This window comes from Actinophytocola sp., from assembly GCF_050699915.1.
Classification (GTDB): Bacteria; Actinomycetota; Actinomycetes; order Mycobacteriales; family Pseudonocardiaceae; genus Actinophytocola.
Map to the genome: position 1 here is coordinate 1 of NZ_JBOHGA010000116.1, position 19,092 is coordinate 19,092.

Here is a 19,092-nt window from a genome sequence, read left to right on the forward strand (position 1 = left end):
GCCGACGACCCGGCCCACGGCGGCCAGCTGGTCGGCGCCGGCCTGCGCGCTGACCGGCACGGCCACCAGCCCGCCGAGCACCGCCGCCCAGAACGCGGTGAGCAGATCGGGGCCGTGCGCCAGCTGCAGCACGACATGCTCACCGGGACGGGCGCCCGCCGCGCGGAGCCCGCCCAGCACGGCCGTCGCGTCCTCGGCCAGCTCGCGGTAGCTGCGGGTGCTGCGCCGCCCGTGCTCGTCGAGGTGGTGCAGCCCGCCGGCACTCCCGGCGGCCCGCGTCAGCGCGGCGCCGAGCGTGGCGACCGGGAGCGGCGGCAGCACTCCACCATCCACATAGGACATTCTGGCGGCCATTTCCGTGCCCTACTGGACGATGCCGAGACTGAACGGGTTGTGTGGCGTACCGCCGAGCAACAGCGCGCCCGCCGACTGGAGCACCTGGTCCTGGGTGATCACGTGCTGGCGCATCGTCGTCAGGTCGCGCAGCAGCCGGTCCAGCGGCGAGGGCCGGTAGATCGACGTGGTCGCCATCAGGTCGTAGAGGCGCGACACGATGGACCGCGCCGTGCGGAAGGCGTTGACCCGGGCCAACACGGTGGCGACCCGCTCGTCGTCGCTGAGGACCGCGCCGGCGGACAGCAGCTCCCACTGCCGCTCGAGGCTGCCGTAGACGGCGTGCCGGGCAGCACCCAGGTCCATCTCCGCCTCGGCGATCGTCATCTGCACTCGGTAGGTCTCCGCCCACGGCTTTTCGGTGGCCCGGTCGACGCGGTTCACGGCGAGCTCGCGCACGTGGTCCAGCGCGGCGCGCGCCGCCCCGAGCGGCACGCCCGGCATGTTGCGCAGAATCGCCTCCGGGGTCTTCATCGGGCCGCTGCCGACCGGCTGGGCGAAGCTGAACGTGCGCTCGTCGGGCACGAACAGGTCCTCGGCCCGGTAGTCGTTGCTGCCGCTGCCGGCGAGGCCGGTGGTGTGCCAGGTGTCGAGCACGGTAAAGGAGTCCCGGGGTGCGATGGCGATGCGCCAGTGCGCGGGTCCGCCGCTGGGGCTCGGTTCCAGGTCGCCGTCCTGGCCCTGCACGAGGAAGCCGCCGACCACCCAGTCCGCGTGCGTCACGCCGCTGCCGAACGGCCAGCGGCCGGTGAGCCGGAACCCGCCCGGCACCCGCACCCCGCGGCCCACCGGCAGGATCAGCCCGGCCGTGATCATGTCGGGGTCGACGAACATCTCGCGCGCGACGGACTCGTCCAGGAAGGAGGCGTACAGCGGGGTGTCCATGCCGATCATGGCGCACCACGCGGCCGACGTGTCACCGGTCGCCAGTACCTCGATCACGCGGGTCTGGTCGATCGAGTTCAGCTCGGGGCCGCCCCATGCTCTCGGCGTCGCCATGCGGAACACGCCGGTCTCGCGCAGGGCCGCTACCACGTGCGGCGGCAGCCGGCGTGCCTGCTCGATCTCCTCGGCGCGCTCGCGCAGCACGGGCACCAGTGCGCCGGCGCGGCTGATGATCTCCTCTGCGGACATGGGTGGTGCGGTGGTCGCCTCGACGCTGACCATGGAGGCTCCTCTCGGTTCGGTTGGCTGATCAGCGGTAGCGACCGTGGGCCAGCGCCGTGCCTGGGTCCACAGTGGCCTTGAGCCGCCGGGTGAACGCGGTCGCCGCCTCGTCGGCCCGGAAGTCGTCCACGCGCTCGGCGTGGTCGACGTCGAGGCGGTACGGGGCGAAGCCGTGCTCGGCGAACAGGTCGTACAACAGGTCGAGCGCGCGATGGGCCGCGCGGGTGGCGGCGTCGTCCGCCCGGTCGAACTTCATGGCGACGACGCAGTCGATGTGCTCGGCGTCGAGCAGGTGCAGCGTCGACGCGGAGGGGATGCCGGTGGTCTCGCGGACCCGGTCGGTCAGGGTGCGGGTGAGCTCGACGGCGTCGGCCGTGAACGGCAGCAGCGGCAGGAAGAACAGGAAGCCCACCCGCTCGTCGATCTCGTCGGCCGGGTACCCCATCTTGGCCTGGAACAGCCGGTCGGACGGATCCGGATCGCCGGCGTAGCCGCGTTCGACGAGCGCGGCGACCTCGTGGTCGGGATGCCGCGGCGCACGCGCCGCGGTGTGGTCGACATCGGTGAACAGCCCGCTGTCCCGTGCCTGTCCCGCGACGACCTCCACGATCGCGTCGACCGCGGGCGCCATGCCGTCGACGCAGAAGTGGGCCGTGTACAGGTCCGGCTTGCCCGCGTAGGCCCGCGCGGCGGCCGGGTCGAAGACCCGCGGCACCGAACGCGTCAGCCCCTGGGCGGTCCAGCGCCGCAACAACGCGATGACGTCGCCCAGCACGTCGGGGCGGAAGTCCAGCCGGACCACGCGCAGCGCCTCGGGCCGGTGCGGCAGGGCGATCGTGGCCGCGGTGACGACACCGAGGTCGGACTGGGTGAACAGGCCGAGCGCCGAGGGCCCCAGCCCGTGCGGGTAGGGCGCGGCGCCTCGGCCGGTGCCGGGCCACCAGCCGAACCGGGCGAGCTCGCCGTCGGGCAGCACGACCTCGAGTCCCAGCACGTCCCTCGTGCGCTGTTGGCGCAGGCCGACGCCACGGTCGACGAGGTTGCCGACGATACTGGTCTCCGCGGCCGACACGGTCACGTTGACCATCCGGTCGGTGCCGTCGAGCCGTTGTGACAGCCGGCCCTGGGTGACCCCGGGCTCGACCACCGCCCAGCCGCCGGTGAGGTCGATCTCGCGCACCTGCGCCAGGTCGCCCAGGTCGAGCACGACCACGTCGTCGGCCGTCGGCTCGCGGGTACCCAGACCCCAGTTCCGCCCGGTGCTCACCGCGTGCAGACCGGCGTCCGGCACCGAACCGAAGAGCCGCACCAGCTCGCGCACCTGCGCCACCGTCTCGGGCTTGACCACACCGCCGACGCGCCGCGACCGGTACCGGCTGACGTTCGGGCCGAGATCCGTGGTGTGTGACACCCGGTCGGCTCCCACCACGCCGGCCGCCCGGGCGAGGACGTCGCCCGCGTCGGGCACGACCGCGCCGTTCGTCTCCTCGGCGGGCCGGCCGAGCACACGGGAAAACTCACCCATGTTTTTCTCCTGGATAATTCGGACAGGGGGAGGCATAAACATGGAGCGAACCGTCAATTTCTCTGTGACGGGAGTCGCCCCCGGTTTTCGATCACCGGAATCCAACGGTACTTCCGGTGCGAGGGAAGTTGTGGCGCAGCCGCGAACCCGAAGTGCGGTTTTCGCGCACCGGTCAGTCAGGCGATGGCGCAGTGTCCCCGGTTGGTCCGCCGGTAGACGCTCGGTGACACCCCGAAGGTCTGGCGGAACAGCCGGCTCACCTGCGACGCCTGCCCGATGCCCCACCGGGCACCGATGGCGGCCACGGTGAGGTGGTCGAGGCTCGCGTCGGACAGGTCCGCGCGGCATCGCGCGAGTCGCTGCTCGCGCAGCCATCGCGCCGGACTAGTGCCCTGCTCGGCGAACAGCAGCTGCAGGTACCGCAGCGAGACGTTGTGCGACCGCGCGAGGACGGAGGGGGTGAGCGTGGTGTCGGCGAGGTTGTTGCGGGCGAAGCTCTGGATCCGCAGCAGCATGCCCTGCCGGGCGGAGTCGGACTTGTCGGTCAGCGTGTGCAGGCGCTGGGCGAACAGTGAGGTGACGAGCTCCACGACGACGTTGGCCAGGTGGTTGCGCTCGGGGTCGTCCAGCTCGGCGAGCCGGTGACCCAACGCCTTGAGCACGGTCGCGGCCAGCGCGCCGATGCCCGTATCGCCTGGCCACGGGCGTGCGGTCAGCGTCCGCGTGCCACGCGGGTTGAGGCCGAGCAGGTCGTGCGACAGCCGCACGGACACCAGTCGCCCGCCGCCCGGCAGCGCCAGCGTGTACGGCCTGGTGCTGTCGAAGGTGACCACGTCGCCCGCCTCGACCGCGATGCGTTCCTCGTCCTGTGCGACCGTCAGCCGGCCGCGCAGCGGCGTCGAGACGTAGATGTGTGTGTCGTCCTGTAACCGCACCCGCCGCCGGGATCTGCTGACCGAGTGCTCGTCCGCGGTGATGAGGCAGACCTGCACATCGCCGAGCGACGACTGGATGATCGTGCCGTCGAACGACTCGGTTCCGGTTGCGACGTCGACCGGTCCGCACACCGACCGGACCAGCTCGTGCCAGGCGTCGACGCGGTCACCCGGTGTGACGTCCGCCGTGCTCAACACGCGCGTGTGGTCGCCCTGTGCGCGCTCCCTGACCAGCTCCATGAAGTTTGGACCCCCGTAACTATGCCTATTGTTCGACACGACCAAAAATCAAATACACCAACCTTGCATCCTATTGATGCGTCGCTGACTCGGCACACTGCCAAATGGGGGAACGTGGCATCATCGGTGAAACGGAAATGTAGCGCTACGCATGCGCAGCCGCGTTACGCTAATTGACAAGACTCGGCGCGCATTCGGACACCTGCCCGCCGGCACACCCGTCCTACAGTCGTTGGCGCCGCCCCGATCGGGGTGATTCTGTGCGAGAAGGGGCGTACGGGTGCGCATCGGTGTGGTCGGGAGCGGTGCGTCGGCGGTGTGCCTGCTCACCGCGCTGGCGAGACAACCCGGCATGCCGCCGGGAGAGCTGACGGTCTTCGAGGCGGGCGAGACGTTCTGGCGGGGCCGCCCCTACCAGCCCGACCTGGACGCCGTGCGAGTCAACGCGCCGCCGCGGGACATGTCGGTGCGCGCCGACGACGTGGACCACCTCGAGCAGTGGCTCACCGCGCGCGCTCTGGTCACCGGATCCGCCGAGGGCGCCCGGTTCGACCCGCGCGCGGGAACCCGGTTCCTACCGAGGGCGCTCTACGGCGACTACCTCGAGCAGTCGGCGCGGACGGCGTTACGCGACCTGCTCGCCGCCGGCTGGCGCGTCGAGCTCGTACGCGGCCGAGTGGACGCGGTGCGCCTCGACGGCGGGGATCTCGTGCTGTGCGCGGACGGGCGGCGGACTCCCGTCGACCGGGTCGTGCTGTGCTTCGGCGCGGGCAGCCCGCCCGATGTCTACGACCTCGCCGGCACGGCCGGCTTCGTGGCCGATCCCTACCCGACGGCGAGCCGGCTGGCCGACGTCGACCCGGACGCCGCGGTGGGCGTGCTCGGCAGCGGCCTGACGGCGGTGGACGTCGTCCTGGCGCTCACCGCGCACGGCCACCGCGGCCCGGTCACCCTGCTGTCCCGCCGCGGGGTGCTGCCCGCCGTCCGGCAGCAGGTGCGACACCTGCCGCTGCGGCACTTCACGCCCGCCCGGTTCCGGGCGATCGCGGCCGCCGGCGGGACGCTCACCCTGGCGGAGGTCGTGGACGTGATGGCCGAGGAGCTGGCCGCCGCCGGCGAGGATCTCTGGACGGTCACCGCGGAGCTGGACTCGGTGCGCCACGAGGACGCGCAGACGCGGCTGCGCCGCCAGTTCGCGGAGGTCGAGTCGGCCAGCTACGCGCTGCGAATCGTGCAGCAGGCGGTGCCCGACGCGGGCCCGGACGTGTGGCCGCTGCTGCCCGCGCACGAGCAGGACACCCTGCAGCACGACCGGGCGCTGATGAGCCTGTGTTGTCCCATGCCGCCGAGCAGTGCCGAGACGCTGCTGGGCCTGTTCGACTCCGGCCGGCTGGAGATCGCGCAGCGCGTGGTCTCCGTGCGCCCCGAGCCGGGCGGCTTCGTGGTCGGCGCCGCGGATGGCGAACGGCGTTTCGACGTCGTGGTCAACGCGGTCAACGCCCGCTCACGGCGGCTGTCCGCGAAGGCCACGACACTGGTCGGCTCGCTCGTCGCCGCGGGGTTCGCCGAGCCGCACCCACGCGGCGGGGTGGCCGTGGACCGCGCGACCAGCGCGCTCACCGTCGAAGGCATCCCCGACCCCCGGTTCTACGCACTGGGCGACCCGGCGATGGGCAGCCTCTTCTTCACATTCGGCGTGCAGTCCCTGGTCGATCGCGCGGTGGACATCGCGCAGGCACTCGTGCCCGCGCATGCCGTCAGGTCCGCGGCCCTGCAATACATCTGAGGAAGGGAAGTCGTCCAGTGACCACGACCGAGGAAGAGCAGGCGAGCTACCTCGCCGACACGCACACCGGCCTGCCCATGCCGTCCCCACCCGTGTTCGCCACGGTCGCCGAGGAGCGCCGGCATCGCAAGCAGCGGCTCGCCGCGGCGATGCGCCTGTTCGGCAGGTTCGGCTTCGGCGAAGGCATCTCCGGGCACATCTCGGTGCGTGACCCCGAGCATCACGACCGGTTCTGGGTCAACCCGTTCGGTGTCTCGTTCAACCTCGTGAAGGTTCGCGACCTGATCTGTGTCGACAGCACGGGCCGGGTGGTCGAGGGCGACCGCCCGGTCAACCCCAGCGCGTTCGTCATCCACGCCGCGATCCACGACGCACGCGACGACGCCGAGGCGGCGGCGCACGCGCACACCGTGCACTCCCGCGCGCTCGCCGCGCTGGACCGGCTGCTGGAGCCCGTCGACCAGGAGTCCGCCGCGTTCTACGAGGACCAGGTCCTCTACTCCGACTACCGCGGCCCGTCGATCGCGGTGGAGCAGGGCCGCGACATCGCCGACAACCTCGGCGACCGGCGGGCGATCGTGCTCAAGCACCACGGTCTGATCACCGTGGGCCGGACGCTGGACGAGGCGCTGCACTGGTTCCTCACCTTCGACTCCTGTGCCCAGGTCCAGCTGCTGGCGATGGCCGCGGGCACCCAGGTCCCCATGGACCGGAAGCAGGCGCTGGCCGCCAAGGACGGCTTCGGCGACCGCCAGCTCGCGTGGTTCAGCTTCCAGCTGCTCTACGACGAGATCACTCGCGAGCAGCCCGACCTGTTGGAGGAGTGAGCCCGTGGCGACGGCGACGGTCGGGGCGGTGCGCGGCGCGGTTCAGGTAACCGCGGACACGCCCACCGCCCTGCTCGGCGGCACCCGAGACCTGATGCAGGCCGTGCTGGAACGCAACGGCCTCGTCCCGGAGAACGTGATCAGCGTGCTGTTCACCACGACCCCGGACCTGCACAGCGCGTTTCCCGCGGAGGCGGCCCGCACGCTCGGCCTGGTGGACGTGCCACTGATCTGTGCGGCGGAGATCTCCGTGCCGGGAGCCATGGAGCGCGTGGTGCGACTGCTCGCCCATGTCGAGTGGTCCGAACCGCGGTCCCGGTTGCGGCACGTGTACCTGGGCAGAGCGAGCGCGCTGCGGCCGGACCTGGCCCAGCGCGGCGAGACGAGGAGCACCACGTGGTCATCGTGATGGCACCCGACGCGGCGCCGGCCGACATCGACGCGGTCGTCGAGATCATCGGCACGGCGCGTTGTGACGCGTTCGTCAGCCGCGGGTTCACCCGCACGATCATCGGACTGGTCGGGGACGTCGAGCAGTTGCAGGAGGTCGGACTGCGCGCCCTGCCCGGCGTCGCCGACGTCGTCCGCATCTCCACGCCGTACAAGCTGGTCAGCCGCGACCACCACCCGGACCGCTCGGTCGTGCGGGTGGGCGGCGTGCCCATCGGGCCGAGGACGGCCACGCTGATCGCCGGGCCGTGCGCGGTGGAGACGCCTGAGCAGACCCTCGGAGCCGCGCTGATGGCGCGCGATGCCGGTGCGTCGCTGCTGCGGGGCGGCGCCTACAAGCCGCGCACCTCGCCCTACGCCTTCCAGGGTCTCGGCGAGCGCGCGCTGCGCATCCTCGCGGACGTGCGGGAGGAGACCGGTCTGCCGGTGGTGACGGAAGTCGTCAGCGCGCAGGACGTCGACCTGGTCGCCTCCTACGCCGACATGCTGCAGATCGGTACCCGGAACATGCAGAACTTCCCGCTGCTGCAAGCGGTCGGCCAGGTGGACAAGCCGATCATGCTCAAGCGCGGCATGAACGCCACCATCGACGAGTGGCTGATGGCCGCCGAGTACATCGCCCAGCGCGGCAACCTGGACATCGTGCTGTGCGAGCGCGGCATCCGCAGCTTCGAGACCGCGACACGCAACACCCTGGACGTCTCCGCCGTCCCGGTCGCGCAACACCTGTCGCACCTGCCGGTGGTCATCGACCCGTCCCACTCGGGCGGGCGGCGCGGCCTGGTCCTGCCGCTGAGCCGAGCCGGTCTGGCGGCGGGCGCGGACGGTCTGATCGTCGACGTCCACCCCCGACCGGAGACCGCGCTGTGCGACGGCCCGCAGGCCCTCATCGACGAGGACATGCCGGCACTGGCGGAGGTCGTCCGCACGATGGCCGCCGTGAGCGACCGGACCGTGCCGCAACCTTCGGGATCTCCCAGCCCTGTCTGACTTCTCGCGCCTGCCGAGCGGGATCGAACGTGTACTCCGTTTGAGTGGACTGACGGGAGCGCGGACACGGTGTCCCTTCTAGACGGAGCGGCGCGCGGTGGTGTCGGCCAGGACCACCCCGGCCGCCGCGCGTACGGAGCGGTCGGCGGTGTCGTCCCCGCGCAGGCCGATGAAGAACAGGCGCTGCATCTCCTCCAGCAGCCCCTGCAGCGTGCGGGCGAGCCGTTCGTTGCCGGCCGCCCGCGCGATGCGGACGTGGAACTCGCGGTTGCGCTGGAGAAACCGTTCGTAGCTCGCCCGGTCACCGTCCACATAGGTCTCGTGGGCGAGCGGGTGCAGATCGGCCAGCTCCTCGTCGGAGGCGCGGGCGGCGGCCAGCTCGACCGCGGCCGGTTCCAGCAGCAGGCGCATCTCGAACAGGTCCCGCACCCCGGCCAGCGTCACGACGGACACCCGGTAGCCCTGCCGCGGACGGACCTCCACGAAGCCCTCGCGCGCCTCGACGCTGGCGTGGTGACCGGACAGCTCGTGCAGGTCGTCCGGGTGCTCGCCGTCGACGCTCCCCGCGGTCCTGGTCATCCCGTCGACGATCCCGGGCTCGACGCCATCCATCAGCCGGCGGAACACCGAACGCATCGTGCTGATCAGGATGCCCAACACCACCACGCCGATGAGCAGACCGGCGATGGCGTCCGCCCGCTCGAACCCGAGCCACACCCCGACGACGCCGACCACGACGGCGATGGAGGTGAGCCCGTCGGCACGTGCGTGCTGGCCCTCGGCGACCAGCGCGGCGGAGCCGATGCGGCGTCCGGCACGGATCCGGTAGACGGCGACGATGGCCAGCTGCAGGATGGCGGTCGCCATCATGCCGCCGAGGCCGATCCAGGCCGCCCGGATGCCCTGCCCGCTGCTCTCCTCCGCGGACTGGACGCCGGAGCTACGCGATGAGCACACCCCGGTCCCGCACCACGTTCCAGTTCTCCATCGGCAGGTAGACCAGGCTGAACACGTCGTCCACCGCCAGGAAACCGCCGCACTCCTCCCGCGCGGCCACGATCCGAGCCGCGAGCTCCGCGGGCAGCCCGCACAGCGTGGCGATCGTGGCCTCCGGCGCGGTGTTCAGCTCGACCAGGCCGCCGTCGTCGTAGTCGCCTCGCAGGTCCGGCCGGCCGATCCGGAGATCTCGGGCGAGCAGCGGGTCGCCCGCGGCGATCGCGCGAGCCGCGTCCCGTCGCTCGCGGGCACCCAGCGCGTTGGCGAGAGCGGCGTCGGACGCGCTCGCCGAGCTGGCCGGCCCGCCTCCGTAGACCTCGCGGCGCAGCGGCACCAGCCGCACGCACGCGATGGCGATGGCCGCGATCACGATCACCACGGCGATCCCGTCCACCAAGGCCCAGGCCCCACTGACCGGCTCGCTGTCCGGCGACACCGAGGCCCACACCGCCACCGCCGCGGCGACCGCGCCGAACAGGAGCGCCAGGCGACGGGGTCCCGGCCGGTCGAGACGAGCGGCCGCGTGCAGGAACGGCACCCACGCGAACAGCCCCATCGAGGCGATGGCCACCACGAAGTACCAGCGCCCGCCTCGCGGAGCCACCGACGTGTCAGTCATGGGCGGCCTCCCTTCCCCCCGAAGAGGTCGCGGGGAGTCGGGCGCACGTTACTTCTCGACTACCAACGGCTCAGGCGCGTCGCGAACCCGCCGCGGCGTCCCGGTATCGGTCCCGGACCTCAGGGAGTCGCCGGAAGCCGGCCGACTCGTAGGTGGCGACGGCGCCGACGTTGGCGCTCGGGGTGCAGACCAACGCACTCGACGAACCCAGCTCCTGGAGCGCGGCCGCCGCGGCGACGGTGATCGCCCTGCCGTAGCCGTGACCCCGATGGTCGCGGTGCACGCCCATCGGCTCGAGCAACCCGGGCCGTCCCGGACCGGCGGACCACACCGTCACCACCGCCACCGCGTCGCCCTTGTCGTCGTGGGCGACCAGACACCGAGCATCGGCGTACGGCGATCCGGCCGCCATCGCCCGCCAGCGATCGTCGGTGAACGTCGACCTGTCGAACGCTGCCCGCTGCACCGCGGCCCGCACGCGCGCCTGCGCCGGGCCGACCACCTCGACCCGCACGCCCGGGTCCGGCGTCGGCTCGGTGAGATCGCGACGCAGTGGCGTCCATGGCTCGTCGACGTGCCAACCGTCCTCGCACAGCAGGTCCTGGAGCAGCGCGTCCAGCGGCGCCTCGATGTTCACCCTGCCCTCGGGCAGGACGCCGCGCGCCGGCTCGGTCACGTCCTCGACCAGCCGCCGCGCCAGCTCCTCGTCCCGCCGAGCGTCCGGCGCCATCGTCAGCCGCAACAGCTCGGGCCCATCCAGCAGCCCGACGGCGAGAATCCGTCCGTCCCGGCTCCAGGTCCGGACCGCCGCGGCCGTCGCCTCCGCACCGAACCGCCAGAACCAGCCCAGGTCCCCCGGATGCAGCTGCATCGGCGCCCCGTCGTGTTGCCACTCTCGCAGCGCGCCCACCGCCGCGCTCAGCCCGCCGACGCCCGGCGTGCCCGACGCGATCGCCATCAGCCGAGTCGCGCGGTGACGATCCAGGCGCTGGAGCCCAGCCAGACGCCGTCCGCGCCCAGGTGCGCCGTCAGCATCTCGCGCAGCCGGCCCTGTGCCTGCTCGGCGGCGCGCGGCTCCATGCGCGCCAACGCCTGGCCGACGTTGGCGAAGCTGCGGACCCAGGCCAGCGCGGCGTCCGGGTCGGGGCCGTACCAGACGGGTTGCCGGACATCCGTGAAGCTCACGTCGACGAACCCGGCCACGTGCAGGATCGCGGTCGTGGCCGTCGGATCGCCCAGTGAGAACGGGTCCGGCGCCCCGGCCGCCCTGCCGCCGGGTGCGGCGAGCGCCTGTTCGATGGCGACCGTCCATTCGTTGTCCGCCCTGGCCTGCCAGATCATCATCGCCAGCCGCCCGGCGGGGCGCAGGGCTCGACCGATGTTGGCGAACGCGGCGACGGGGTCGCCGAAGAACATGGTGCCGCACCTGCTGATCGCGAGATCGAACCGAGAGTCCGGAAACCGGTGCAGCGCAGCGTCGGCAGGCTCGAACTCGACGTTGTCCAGGCCGTCCTCCTGGGCCAGCCGGCGGGCCTGCGCGATGGCGGGCTCGGACAGGTCGACACCGAGCGCTCGGCCGGCCTCGGCCTGCCGGGCCGCCTCCCGAGTCGTCAGACCGGTCCCGCAACCGATGTCGAGTACGTGGTCGCGTGGTCCGACACCGAAGGCCGGGCGGAGGATCTCGTTGTACAGCCGGAGCTCGGAGTCGTAGTCGACCGCGGCGGGTTCCCTGTCGTCCATCGTGGACAACACTCCTCTCGATCGGGTGTGCCGCCAGTGTGCCCGTAACGACCCGCGGACAGCAGCCGACACCTGTGGCAACACCTCCGACCTGGGGAGACGACGATGGCTGAGCGAAGATACGTGCCGGCCCGGCAGGTCGAACGGGGCAGCACCGGCGAGGACGTACAGAAGCTGCACGCCTACCTGAGGAAGTTCGGCTACTTCCCCAACCCGGCGCTGGCGGCCTTCGGCGAGTGGCGGCCCGCGGTCCCCGAGGACGTCGCCGACCCCTCGGTGTTCGACGAGGTGATGGAGCAGGCCGTCCTCCTGTACCAGGACTTCAACGGCCTGAAGGCGGACGGCGTCGTCGGCCCCAAGACCATCGGTCTCATGGAGATGCGCCGCTGCGGCAACCCCGACGTCGTCGCGCCCGCCGCCCTGGCGGAGTTCGCGGTCCACGGCAGCCGTTGGTCGACCGCCGACCTGCGGTACCGGTTCGACAACCTCGGCGACGACCTGTCCACTGAGGACGTCAAGGCCACGCTGACCGAGGCGATGGCGCAGTGGAGCCGCGTCAGCCCGCTCACCTTCACCGAGGTGCCCGCCGACGCCGAGGCCGAGATCCAGATCTCCTGGCGCACCGGCGACCACGACGACGGTTCACCCTTCGACGACGGCGGCGCGGAGAACCGCAACGTACTCGCGCACTGCTTCTTCCCTCCGCCCGGCGGCGGCCAGTTCGCCGGCGACTGCCACTTCGACGAGTTCGAGAACTGGTCGGTCGATACCCCGCCGACCGGCATCGACCTCCTCACCGTCGCCCTGCACGAGCTGGGCCACGGCCTCGGCCTGCTGCACTCCAAGGTGCCGTCGGCGATCATGTTCGCCACCTACGACGGCCCGCGACGCGAGCTGACGCAGGACGACGTCGACGGCATCGGCGCCATCTACGGCGGCCCGGGATGACCCCGCTCGCGAAGCTGCTCGACGAGCTCGATCACCTGGCGACGGTGGAGCACGCGCTGTGCGTGGAGTACCTGTTCCTGGACTGCGCGCTGGTCGAACGCGGCCCGGGGATCAACCTCGCGATGGCGTCGATGTACCCGCTCCGGCGGCTCAACGAGGCGCTGGTGGCGGCCGGCGGGGCGAGCAACCTGACACCGGCGGCACAGGTGCGCGGGACTCCGCCGGTGGCGTTCGCGCCGCTCGACGCGACCCAGCTCGACGGCCTGCTCGCTCGTGAGTACGCGATCGCGCAGGCGGTGGACGCCCGGTACGCGGTCGTCGGATCGCTGCTCGCCTCGGTCACCGACCTGGATCCCGACCTGCACAGCCAGCTCACCGGCGCGATCGAGGACGGCGGCGGCCACGCGGCGGCGTTCGCCTCGCTCCGCGACGAGCTGCCGGAGAAGTTCCTGCGCCCGGTGCGCGAGCCCGTCGACGAGGCCGACGACACCCTGCGGTCGCTCAGCCTCGGCTCGTACGGCCTGATCGTCCGGCTGCTGGAAGAACACTTCGCCGTGCCGGGCGGGCTGAACATGCTCGCCTTGGCCAGGGATGCCATGACGACGCTCCGGGGAGTCATGTTCCTGCTCGCCGAGCGCAACCTGCTGCCGCGCTTCGACTGAAACCGGGGTCAGCCATGCAGACGGTCCTCTTCACGCGGCATGCGGACATCGACCTGCCGCCCACGTCGTCGGATCCCGAGCTGAACGCCGCCGGTGCGGCGCGGGCGGAGGAACTGGCGCACGTCGTCCACACCGCACAGGTGGCCTCGGTGTTCACCTCGACGCTGCGCCGGACCAAGCTGACCGCCGCACCGCCGGCGGCTCGGCTCGGCCTGCGACCGGCGGTGGCGCCGCCGGCGGCGGAGCTCGCCCGCCGGGTGCTCGCGGGTGAGCTCGGTGCCGTGGTCCTGGTGGTCGGCCACAGCAACACCGTCCCCGAGATGATCGCCGCGCTGGGAGTGACCGCGCCGCCGACGATCGGTGAACGCGAGTTCGACAATCTCTTCGTCGTCACGGTCGCGGACAGCGGCGAGGCGTCGTCGCTCGCGCTCAAGTACGGCGAAACCTCGCTCCGCTAGTTGTTCTGGCGGGTCGTGAGTGCGCCGGTGAAGCGGGTGGCGACCTCCGCGACCGCGGCTCGGAGCTCGGCCCCGCCCTCGACGCGGAAGGCGAACGGCACGGTTGCCAGCCATTCCTGGGCGTACATCGCCGGGTTGCTCGTGCTGCCGACGAGAACACACCCATCCCCCAACGGCTCGAGCCGGCCCATCGGTGGGCGGATCCAGCGCGCGACCCGAGCCAGCGGCGCGTCGAACACCACTCGCGTGGGGAACTCCCAACCGGTGCCGAGGTTCTCCTCCACCGTCGCCACCGGGTCCAGGTCTCGGGGTGGCTCGAACACGCGCGTGGTCTGCTCGACCGCGTGGACCCGGTCGATCCGGTAGGTGCGGATCGCGTCCGCCCGGTGGGAGTGGCACAGCAGGTACCAACGACTGTGCCGGACGACGACCGCCCACGGGTCCACTTCGGCCTGCCACTCCTTGCCCGACTCGCTCCGGTAGGTGACCAGCGTCCGGCGCCGCGCGGCGATGGCCGCGACCAGTGCGCTGGTGGTGGCGGGATCCGGCCTGGCGGAGTACTGGTCGGGCGCGGCCGAGGCGTGCTCGCGCAGTGCCGCGGCCTGCCTGCCAACGCGCTCCGGCAGCGCCCGGATGACCTTGTCCAGGGCATCGCCGACGGCCGCCGGTGGGCCGTCGAGCACCGCCATGACCAGGCTCAGCGCCTCGGACTCGGTGAAGACGACCGGCGGCAGGCGGGTCCCGCGGCCGAGCCGGTAGCCGCCGTAGGGTCCCCGGCTCGACTCGACGGGGACGCCCGCCTCGCGGAGGATCGCGATGTACCGGCGCGCGGCCCGCTCCGTGACGTCCAGTCCCGTGGCGAGCTCACCGGCCGTGACGCCAGGGCGGTTCTGCAGGATCTCCATGGCACGGAGCGCACGCGCGGTGGGGCTCAGATCGGACGGCACGGATGCACGTTAGGCCGTCGCGGGAGATACCGGTAGCCGATCGTCCGGAACTGGCTCTAGCGTGATCGTCATGGACATTTTGCTGCTGGCCGGCCTGTGGCTGGACGGATCCGCGTGGGACGACGTCGTGCCCGCGCTGAGGACTCTCGGCCACCGGCCGGTGCCGCTGACGCTCCCGGCTCAGGACGGCGCCACGCTCGACGACCAGCTGGACGCCGTGCTCGCCGCCATCGACTCCTCGCCCGAGAAGCCCATGGTGGTCGGCCATTCCGCCGCCAGCACCCTGGCGTGGCTGGCCGCCGACCGGCGGTCGGCGACGGTGGCCAAGGTCGCCATGATCGGCGGCTTCCCGAACTCGGACGGCGAGCGCTACGCCGACTTCTTCGACATCGAGGACGGCCGCATGCCCTTCCCCGGGTGGGAGAAGTTCGAGGGCCCGGACTCCGCCGACCTCGACGTCGAGGTCCGGAACGGCATGGCGGCCAAGGCGATCCCCGTCCCCGAGGGTGTGGCCAGGGGCGCGGTGCGGTTGACCGACGACCGGCGCTTCGACGTCCCGGTCGTGCTCGTCTGCCCCGAGTTCAGTCCCGCCCAGGCGCGAGAGTGGATCGACGCCGGCGACGTGCCCGAGCTGTCCAAGGCGCGGCACGTCGACTACGTCGACATCGACTCCGGACACTGGCCGATGGTCAGCAAGCCGGCCGAGCTCGCCCGGCTGCTGGCCGCGACCGCGGGCGAGGACTGATGGCGGTCACGGTCCGGCCCCTCGACGAATCCACATGGGACGCATTCGCCGAGCTCGTCGAGCGCAACAACGGGATCTTCGGCGGCTGTTGGTGCTTGGGCTTCCACGCGGATCGCGGCCCGAAGGGGGTGCACCCGCGCGAGGTCAAGGAGGAGCGCGTCCGGACGGGACACTCACATGCGGCGCTCGTCCTCGACGAGGACGGCGTGGCGCAAGGGTGGTGCCAGTACGGCAGCCCGACCGAGCTGCCGAAGATCAAGCACCGGCGGAGGTACGAGGAAGACGCGCCGCCGTGGCCCGACTGGCGGATCACGTGTTTCTACGTCGACCGCAGGCATCGCGGGCAGGGCATCGCGCGGGCGGCGCTGGGCGGCGCGCTCGACCAGATCGCCGAGGCCGGCGGCGGGCTCGTCGAGGCCGTCTCCGAGGTGACCGCCGGCCGCGAGGCACAGGGGCGGTTCCTGTACAGCGCGACAGTCGAGCTCTTCGAGGACCACGGGTTCGCCCGCGCTCGGCAGGTCGGCAAGCACGCGTGGATCGTGAGCAAGGTGGTCGACCCGTAGCTCAGGTGCGGGCGGCGACGAGAACGTCGCCCCGGCGCGCTCTCCCCTGGAAGGGGGAGTAGGCACCGACGCCGGCGTCACGTTGTCGGTCAGAGTCACGATGTTAGGTCGGGCGTCGTGGGGCGCACCTGGCGCCGTGACCCCCGTGGAGGCGCGATGGGCATGTACACGGACGACGTTGCGGCCAAGGAGCGGCTCGAAGCCCTCGATCGGGTGACGGGTCGCGTGCAGATCGGCGGGGAGCCGCGTGGCATGGGATTTCTCGTGACGCCGTCGGTGCTGCTGACCGATGCGGCCGCACTGCCCACCGAGACGGACGCGGCACGCGGCGTCGTCGAGTTCGGCGACGGGTCGGCCACCTTCGCGCTGCGGCCAGACGACCTGTTCGCCACCCACGGCGGCCGTGGCATCACGCTCGTGGCCGTCGCGGCGCAGGCCGCGAACGGCATGCCGCTCGCCGACTTCAGCTCGACACCGACCGCGCTGTCCACTGAGGACGAAGAGGATCTGCGGACCGCGCTTGCCGCCGTCCGAGAAGGACAGGAGCGCCCGTACTACGACCCGGCGGCCGACACCGCCGCACGCGAGCAGTACTACGCGATGGTGGACCGGACCACCCACCCGGACGAGCTGTTCACCGCGCTGTCCGGGCTCGTCGAGAGCACGCACGTCGGCCGGCCGAGGTACCAGCCCTCGCAGCAGCTCTACCCGTGGGTGGACTTACACCCCGACAAGCTACTGCGCAGCATCTACTCCGGCGCCACGTTCACCGCCGAGGAGCTCATCCGCGCCGACGCCCGCGTCGCGTCCGCCCGCCGCCGGCGATGGACCGAGCTGCTGCGGGAGCCCACCACAACGTTCGCCACGCGGGCCGCGGACGTCGAGGCGGAGCTGTTGTTCAACTGCGAGCACGTCGTGCCCCAGTCATGGTTCCGCAAGGCCGAGCCGATGCGCGGGGACCTGCACCACCTGTTCGCCTGCGAGCCCAGGTGCAACAGCTTCCGCGGCAACACCCCGTACTTCGACTACACCGGACAGGAGGGCATCCACGAGAAGTGCGGCCGTAGCGACACCGACGGCTTCGAGCCCGTCGCCGGCAAGGGCCCGGTCGCCCGTGCCACCCTCTACTTCCTCGTGCGCTACCCCGGTCTCATCGGCGACGCCGCGGGTGAGCTGACCCCCGACCGCCTCGACGTACTGCTGTCCTGGCACGAACAGGACCCCGTGTCCGACTACGAACGGCACCGCAACGCCGCGATCGCCAAGATCCAGGGCAACCGCAACCCGTTCGTCGACGACCCGGAGCTTGCCCGGCTGGTGAACCTCCGCGCGTCGTGGACGACCGTCACCGCCTAGCGGTCGGCGATCCGCCCGGCGATCTCCTGCAGCGTGTCCAGCACGCCAACGCTCTTCTCCTTGGCGCGCATGGCGAGCAGCTCGCCGCACAGGTTGATCAGGCCGGCGAGGATCTCGCGGGCCTTCTCGACCCCGTACTCGTCGAGCAGTCTGTTGTAGTAGGCGCTCGCGAACTCGGCGTCGCCCGAGCTGGCCCACGCGGACATCACACCGATGGCCTCGCGCATGTGCTCGTAGGCCGCGTCCTTCTCCGTCATGCGGTCATTGTCACGCCACCCCGCAGGTCTCGCTGAGCTCAGCGTGGGGTGTGGAACTTGTCCCTCGCGTACCGGCTCAGGATCGCGGCCACCTCTTCCGGCGTCTCCTTCACGTTGCTCAGCTCGATGAGGACGTGGCCCTTCTTCGCGCTCCAGATGGGGAACGTCGGCTCGTGCCGCATCTTCACGTGTGGCGGGACCCAGAGCACCAGGTTGTGCCGGTCCTTGTCGTCCTCGTTCTGCTTCGGGATCGTGCTGATCGCGATCGCCTCGATCTGCTCCCACGGGCCCTCGAACACGTGACCCTCCGAGCGGACCACGAGCCCGTGGTCGTCGAACGCGAGGCGGGTCGGCTGCAGTGTCTTGATCAACAGGTAGAGGCCGATGAGGGCGAAGAAGCCGCCCGATCCCCACAGCACCAGCGTGGCGACGTTGATCCGACCGGAGCTCAACGTGAACAGCGCGCCCGCGATCCCCGCCAGCAGGCCGTAGCCGATGCCGACCATCGCCAGGAAGCGATCGCCTCTGTAGGTGGCATGCAGTTCCATCGCCCCTCCTCCGTCGTCCATGTCGATGTCGGAGTTCTACGCGAAAGCCTCATCCGGCCATCACAAGTTGATCATCACGCCGACGGTGGCACACTCACGCGGGGAGTGGGCTGCCGCCGCGGCGCGATGGAGGTACGCGTGTCCAAGGTCGAGTTCCGGCTGCTGGGTCCGGTCGAGGTCGGCTGCGACGGCCGGCCCGTCCCGCTGGGCGGGCTCCGGCACCAGGCACTCGTGAGTGCCCTGCTACTGGACGCGAACCGGGTCGTGTCGGTCGACCAGCTCGTCGCCGCGGCGTGGGGCGACGAACCACCCGAGACCGCCCGGGTCCAGGCGCAGAACGGGATCTCGCGGCTGCGGCACGCGCTCGCCTCGACGGGCGCGCCGGACCTGATCGTGACCGGCGGCGCCGGATACCGGATCCGGGTGCAGCCCGACCAGCTGGACGTGCACCGCTTCGAGACCCTCACGGCCGACGCCGAAGCCCGGCTCGCCGCGGGCGACCTCGACCGGGCGGCGACCACCCTCGTCGGCGCGCTGTCACTGTGGCGCGGCCCGGCCCTCGACGGCCTGAGCACATCCGTACTGGAGGTCGCCGCCGCACGACTCGAGGAGAGCCGGATCCGCGCGGTGGAGACACGCATCGAGGTCGACCTGCTCCGCGGCCGCGGCGGCGAGCTCACATCCGAGCTGACCGTGCTCGTGCAGTCCCACCCCTACCGCGAACGGCTGCCCGGCTATCTGATGCTCGCCCTGCACCGCGCCGGCCGGCGCGCCGAGGCCCTGCAGGTGTTCCGCAACACCAGGGCGTTGCTCGCCGAACAGCTCGGCATCGAGCCCGGCCCCGAGCTGCAACGGCTGTACGAGGCCGTCCTGCGCGGCGACGACGACCTCGCGACGGCCAGCGCGATCCACGTGGTCGCCGGGCCCGGCACCGCGGCCG

The 19,092-nt window shown here is 71.7% G+C and carries 22 protein-coding genes; 11 read left to right on the forward strand and 11 right to left on the reverse strand.

The features are described 5' to 3' along the window. The 4 genes from ACRDSK_RS20165 to ACRDSK_RS20180 all read right to left on the reverse strand — a co-directional run. A partial coding sequence (locus tag ACRDSK_RS20165; protein ID WP_431442755.1) for an AMP-binding protein occupies positions 1-354 on the reverse strand: 354 nt, incomplete at its 3' end. A gap of 9 nt (positions 355-363) precedes the next feature. Further along, a complete protein-coding gene (locus tag ACRDSK_RS20170; RefSeq protein ID WP_431442757.1) occupies positions 364-1,560 on the reverse strand; it encodes an acyl-CoA dehydrogenase family protein in 1,197 nt (398 codons plus the stop codon). Positions 1,561-1,588: 28 nt separating this feature from the next. Then, positions 1,589-3,085, reverse strand: a complete 1,497-nt coding sequence (locus ACRDSK_RS20175; protein ID WP_431442758.1) for an FAD-binding oxidoreductase — start codon at positions 3,083-3,085, stop codon at positions 1,589-1,591. 176 nt (positions 3,086-3,261) lie between these two features. Next, entirely contained in the window at positions 3,262-4,260 is a 999-nt protein-coding gene (locus ACRDSK_RS20180) for a helix-turn-helix domain-containing protein (protein WP_431442759.1), read from the reverse strand. Positions 4,261-4,540: 280 nt separating this feature from the next. Between ACRDSK_RS20180 and ACRDSK_RS20185 the strand changes: the two genes are divergently transcribed. From ACRDSK_RS20185 to aroF, 4 genes are read left to right on the forward strand one after another with little or no spacing between them, the layout of a single operon-like run. Continuing rightward, positions 4,541-6,046, forward strand: a complete 1,506-nt coding sequence (locus tag ACRDSK_RS20185) for an FAD/NAD(P)-binding protein (RefSeq protein WP_431442760.1) — start codon at positions 4,541-4,543, stop codon at positions 6,044-6,046. Positions 6,047-6,063: 17 nt separating this feature from the next. Then, the gene (locus ACRDSK_RS20190) at positions 6,064-6,873 is read left to right on the forward strand and encodes a class II aldolase/adducin family protein (protein WP_431442761.1); all 810 of its coding nucleotides are present in this window, start codon (positions 6,064-6,066) and stop codon (positions 6,871-6,873) included. Positions 6,874-6,877: 4 nt separating this feature from the next. Further along, a complete protein-coding gene (gene aroH / locus ACRDSK_RS20195; RefSeq protein WP_431442762.1) occupies positions 6,878-7,282 on the forward strand; it encodes a chorismate mutase in 405 nt (134 codons plus the stop codon). After that, a complete protein-coding gene (aroF, locus tag ACRDSK_RS20200) occupies positions 7,270-8,313 on the forward strand; it encodes a 3-deoxy-7-phosphoheptulonate synthase (protein ID WP_431442763.1) in 1,044 nt (347 codons plus the stop codon). Before aroH ends, aroF begins: the two co-directional genes overlap by 13 nt. A 78-nt stretch (positions 8,314-8,391) precedes the next feature. Here the strand turns inward: aroF and ACRDSK_RS20205 are convergent, their stop codons facing one another. From ACRDSK_RS20205 to ACRDSK_RS20220, 4 genes are all read right to left on the reverse strand, one after another. Then, a complete protein-coding gene (locus ACRDSK_RS20205) occupies positions 8,392-9,270 on the reverse strand; it encodes an FCD domain-containing protein (protein ID WP_431442764.1) in 879 nt (292 codons plus the stop codon). Next, positions 9,254-9,928, reverse strand: a complete 675-nt coding sequence (locus ACRDSK_RS20210; protein ID WP_431442765.1) for a ComEA family DNA-binding protein — start codon at positions 9,926-9,928, stop codon at positions 9,254-9,256. The genes ACRDSK_RS20205 and ACRDSK_RS20210 overlap by 17 nt, the downstream gene beginning before the upstream one ends. A 70-nt stretch (positions 9,929-9,998) precedes the next feature. Next, on the reverse strand, positions 9,999-10,886 hold the full coding sequence (locus ACRDSK_RS20215) for a GNAT family N-acetyltransferase (protein WP_431442766.1): 888 nt from the start codon (positions 10,884-10,886) through the stop codon (positions 9,999-10,001). Next, positions 10,886-11,668 (reverse strand): class I SAM-dependent methyltransferase, encoded by a 783-nt coding sequence (locus ACRDSK_RS20220; protein ID WP_431442767.1) that lies wholly within the window; start codon positions 11,666-11,668, stop codon positions 10,886-10,888. Before ACRDSK_RS20220 ends, ACRDSK_RS20215 begins: the two co-directional genes overlap by 1 nt. Positions 11,669-11,773: 105 nt before the next feature. Here ACRDSK_RS20220 and ACRDSK_RS20225 point away from each other — a divergent pair, with 105 nt between their 5' ends. From ACRDSK_RS20225 to ACRDSK_RS20235, 3 genes are read left to right on the forward strand one after another with little or no spacing between them, the layout of a single operon-like run. Beyond that, entirely contained in the window at positions 11,774-12,616 is an 843-nt protein-coding gene (locus ACRDSK_RS20225) for a matrixin family metalloprotease (protein WP_431442768.1), read from the forward strand. Next, on the forward strand, positions 12,613-13,278 hold the full coding sequence (locus ACRDSK_RS20230; protein WP_431442769.1) for a hypothetical protein: 666 nt from the start codon (positions 12,613-12,615) through the stop codon (positions 13,276-13,278). The genes ACRDSK_RS20225 and ACRDSK_RS20230 overlap by 4 nt, the downstream gene beginning before the upstream one ends. Positions 13,279-13,292: 14 nt before the next feature. Further along, complete coding sequence (locus ACRDSK_RS20235; RefSeq protein ID WP_431442770.1) at positions 13,293-13,736, forward strand: phosphoglycerate mutase family protein; 444 nt, start codon at positions 13,293-13,295, stop codon at positions 13,734-13,736. On the opposite strand, the gene ACRDSK_RS20240 is transcribed toward ACRDSK_RS20235, so the two are convergent. After that, positions 13,733-14,683 carry a helix-turn-helix transcriptional regulator gene (locus ACRDSK_RS20240; protein ID WP_431442771.1) on the reverse strand — a complete coding sequence of 317 codons (951 nt, stop codon included), beginning with the start codon at positions 14,681-14,683 and terminating at the stop codon, positions 13,733-13,735. The two genes, ACRDSK_RS20235 and ACRDSK_RS20240, sit on opposite strands and share 4 nt — an antisense overlap. Before the next feature lie 70 nt (positions 14,684-14,753). On the opposite strand from ACRDSK_RS20240, the gene ACRDSK_RS20245 reads away from it, so the two are divergent. From ACRDSK_RS20245 to ACRDSK_RS20255, 3 genes are all read left to right on the forward strand, one after another. Next, a complete protein-coding gene (locus ACRDSK_RS20245; RefSeq protein WP_431442772.1) occupies positions 14,754-15,428 on the forward strand; it encodes an alpha/beta fold hydrolase in 675 nt (224 codons plus the stop codon). Beyond that, positions 15,428-15,991, forward strand: coding sequence for an N-acetyltransferase family protein (locus tag ACRDSK_RS20250; RefSeq protein ID WP_431442773.1), 564 nt, complete (start codon positions 15,428-15,430; stop codon positions 15,989-15,991). The genes ACRDSK_RS20245 and ACRDSK_RS20250 overlap by 1 nt, the downstream gene beginning before the upstream one ends. Positions 15,992-16,147: 156 nt before the next feature. Beyond that, positions 16,148-17,347: an endonuclease I family protein gene (locus ACRDSK_RS20255; protein WP_431442774.1), complete on the forward strand. Its 1,200-nt coding sequence runs from the start codon at positions 16,148-16,150 to the stop codon at positions 17,345-17,347. Here ACRDSK_RS20255 and ACRDSK_RS20260 read toward each other — a convergent pair. Together ACRDSK_RS20260 and ACRDSK_RS20265 are read right to left on the reverse strand one after the other, a co-directional pair. Then, positions 17,344-17,604: a hypothetical protein gene (locus tag ACRDSK_RS20260; RefSeq protein WP_431442775.1), complete on the reverse strand. Its 261-nt coding sequence runs from the start codon at positions 17,602-17,604 to the stop codon at positions 17,344-17,346. The genes ACRDSK_RS20255 and ACRDSK_RS20260 overlap by 4 nt on opposite strands. A gap of 38 nt (positions 17,605-17,642) precedes the next feature. Continuing rightward, entirely contained in the window at positions 17,643-18,152 is a 510-nt protein-coding gene (locus tag ACRDSK_RS20265) for a hypothetical protein (protein ID WP_431442776.1), read from the reverse strand. 138 nt (positions 18,153-18,290) lie between these two features. On the opposite strand from ACRDSK_RS20265, the gene ACRDSK_RS20270 reads away from it, so the two are divergent. Beyond that, positions 18,291-19,092, forward strand: an 802-nt coding sequence (locus ACRDSK_RS20270) for an AfsR/SARP family transcriptional regulator (protein WP_431442777.1), incomplete at its 3' end; no start/stop codon positions are given.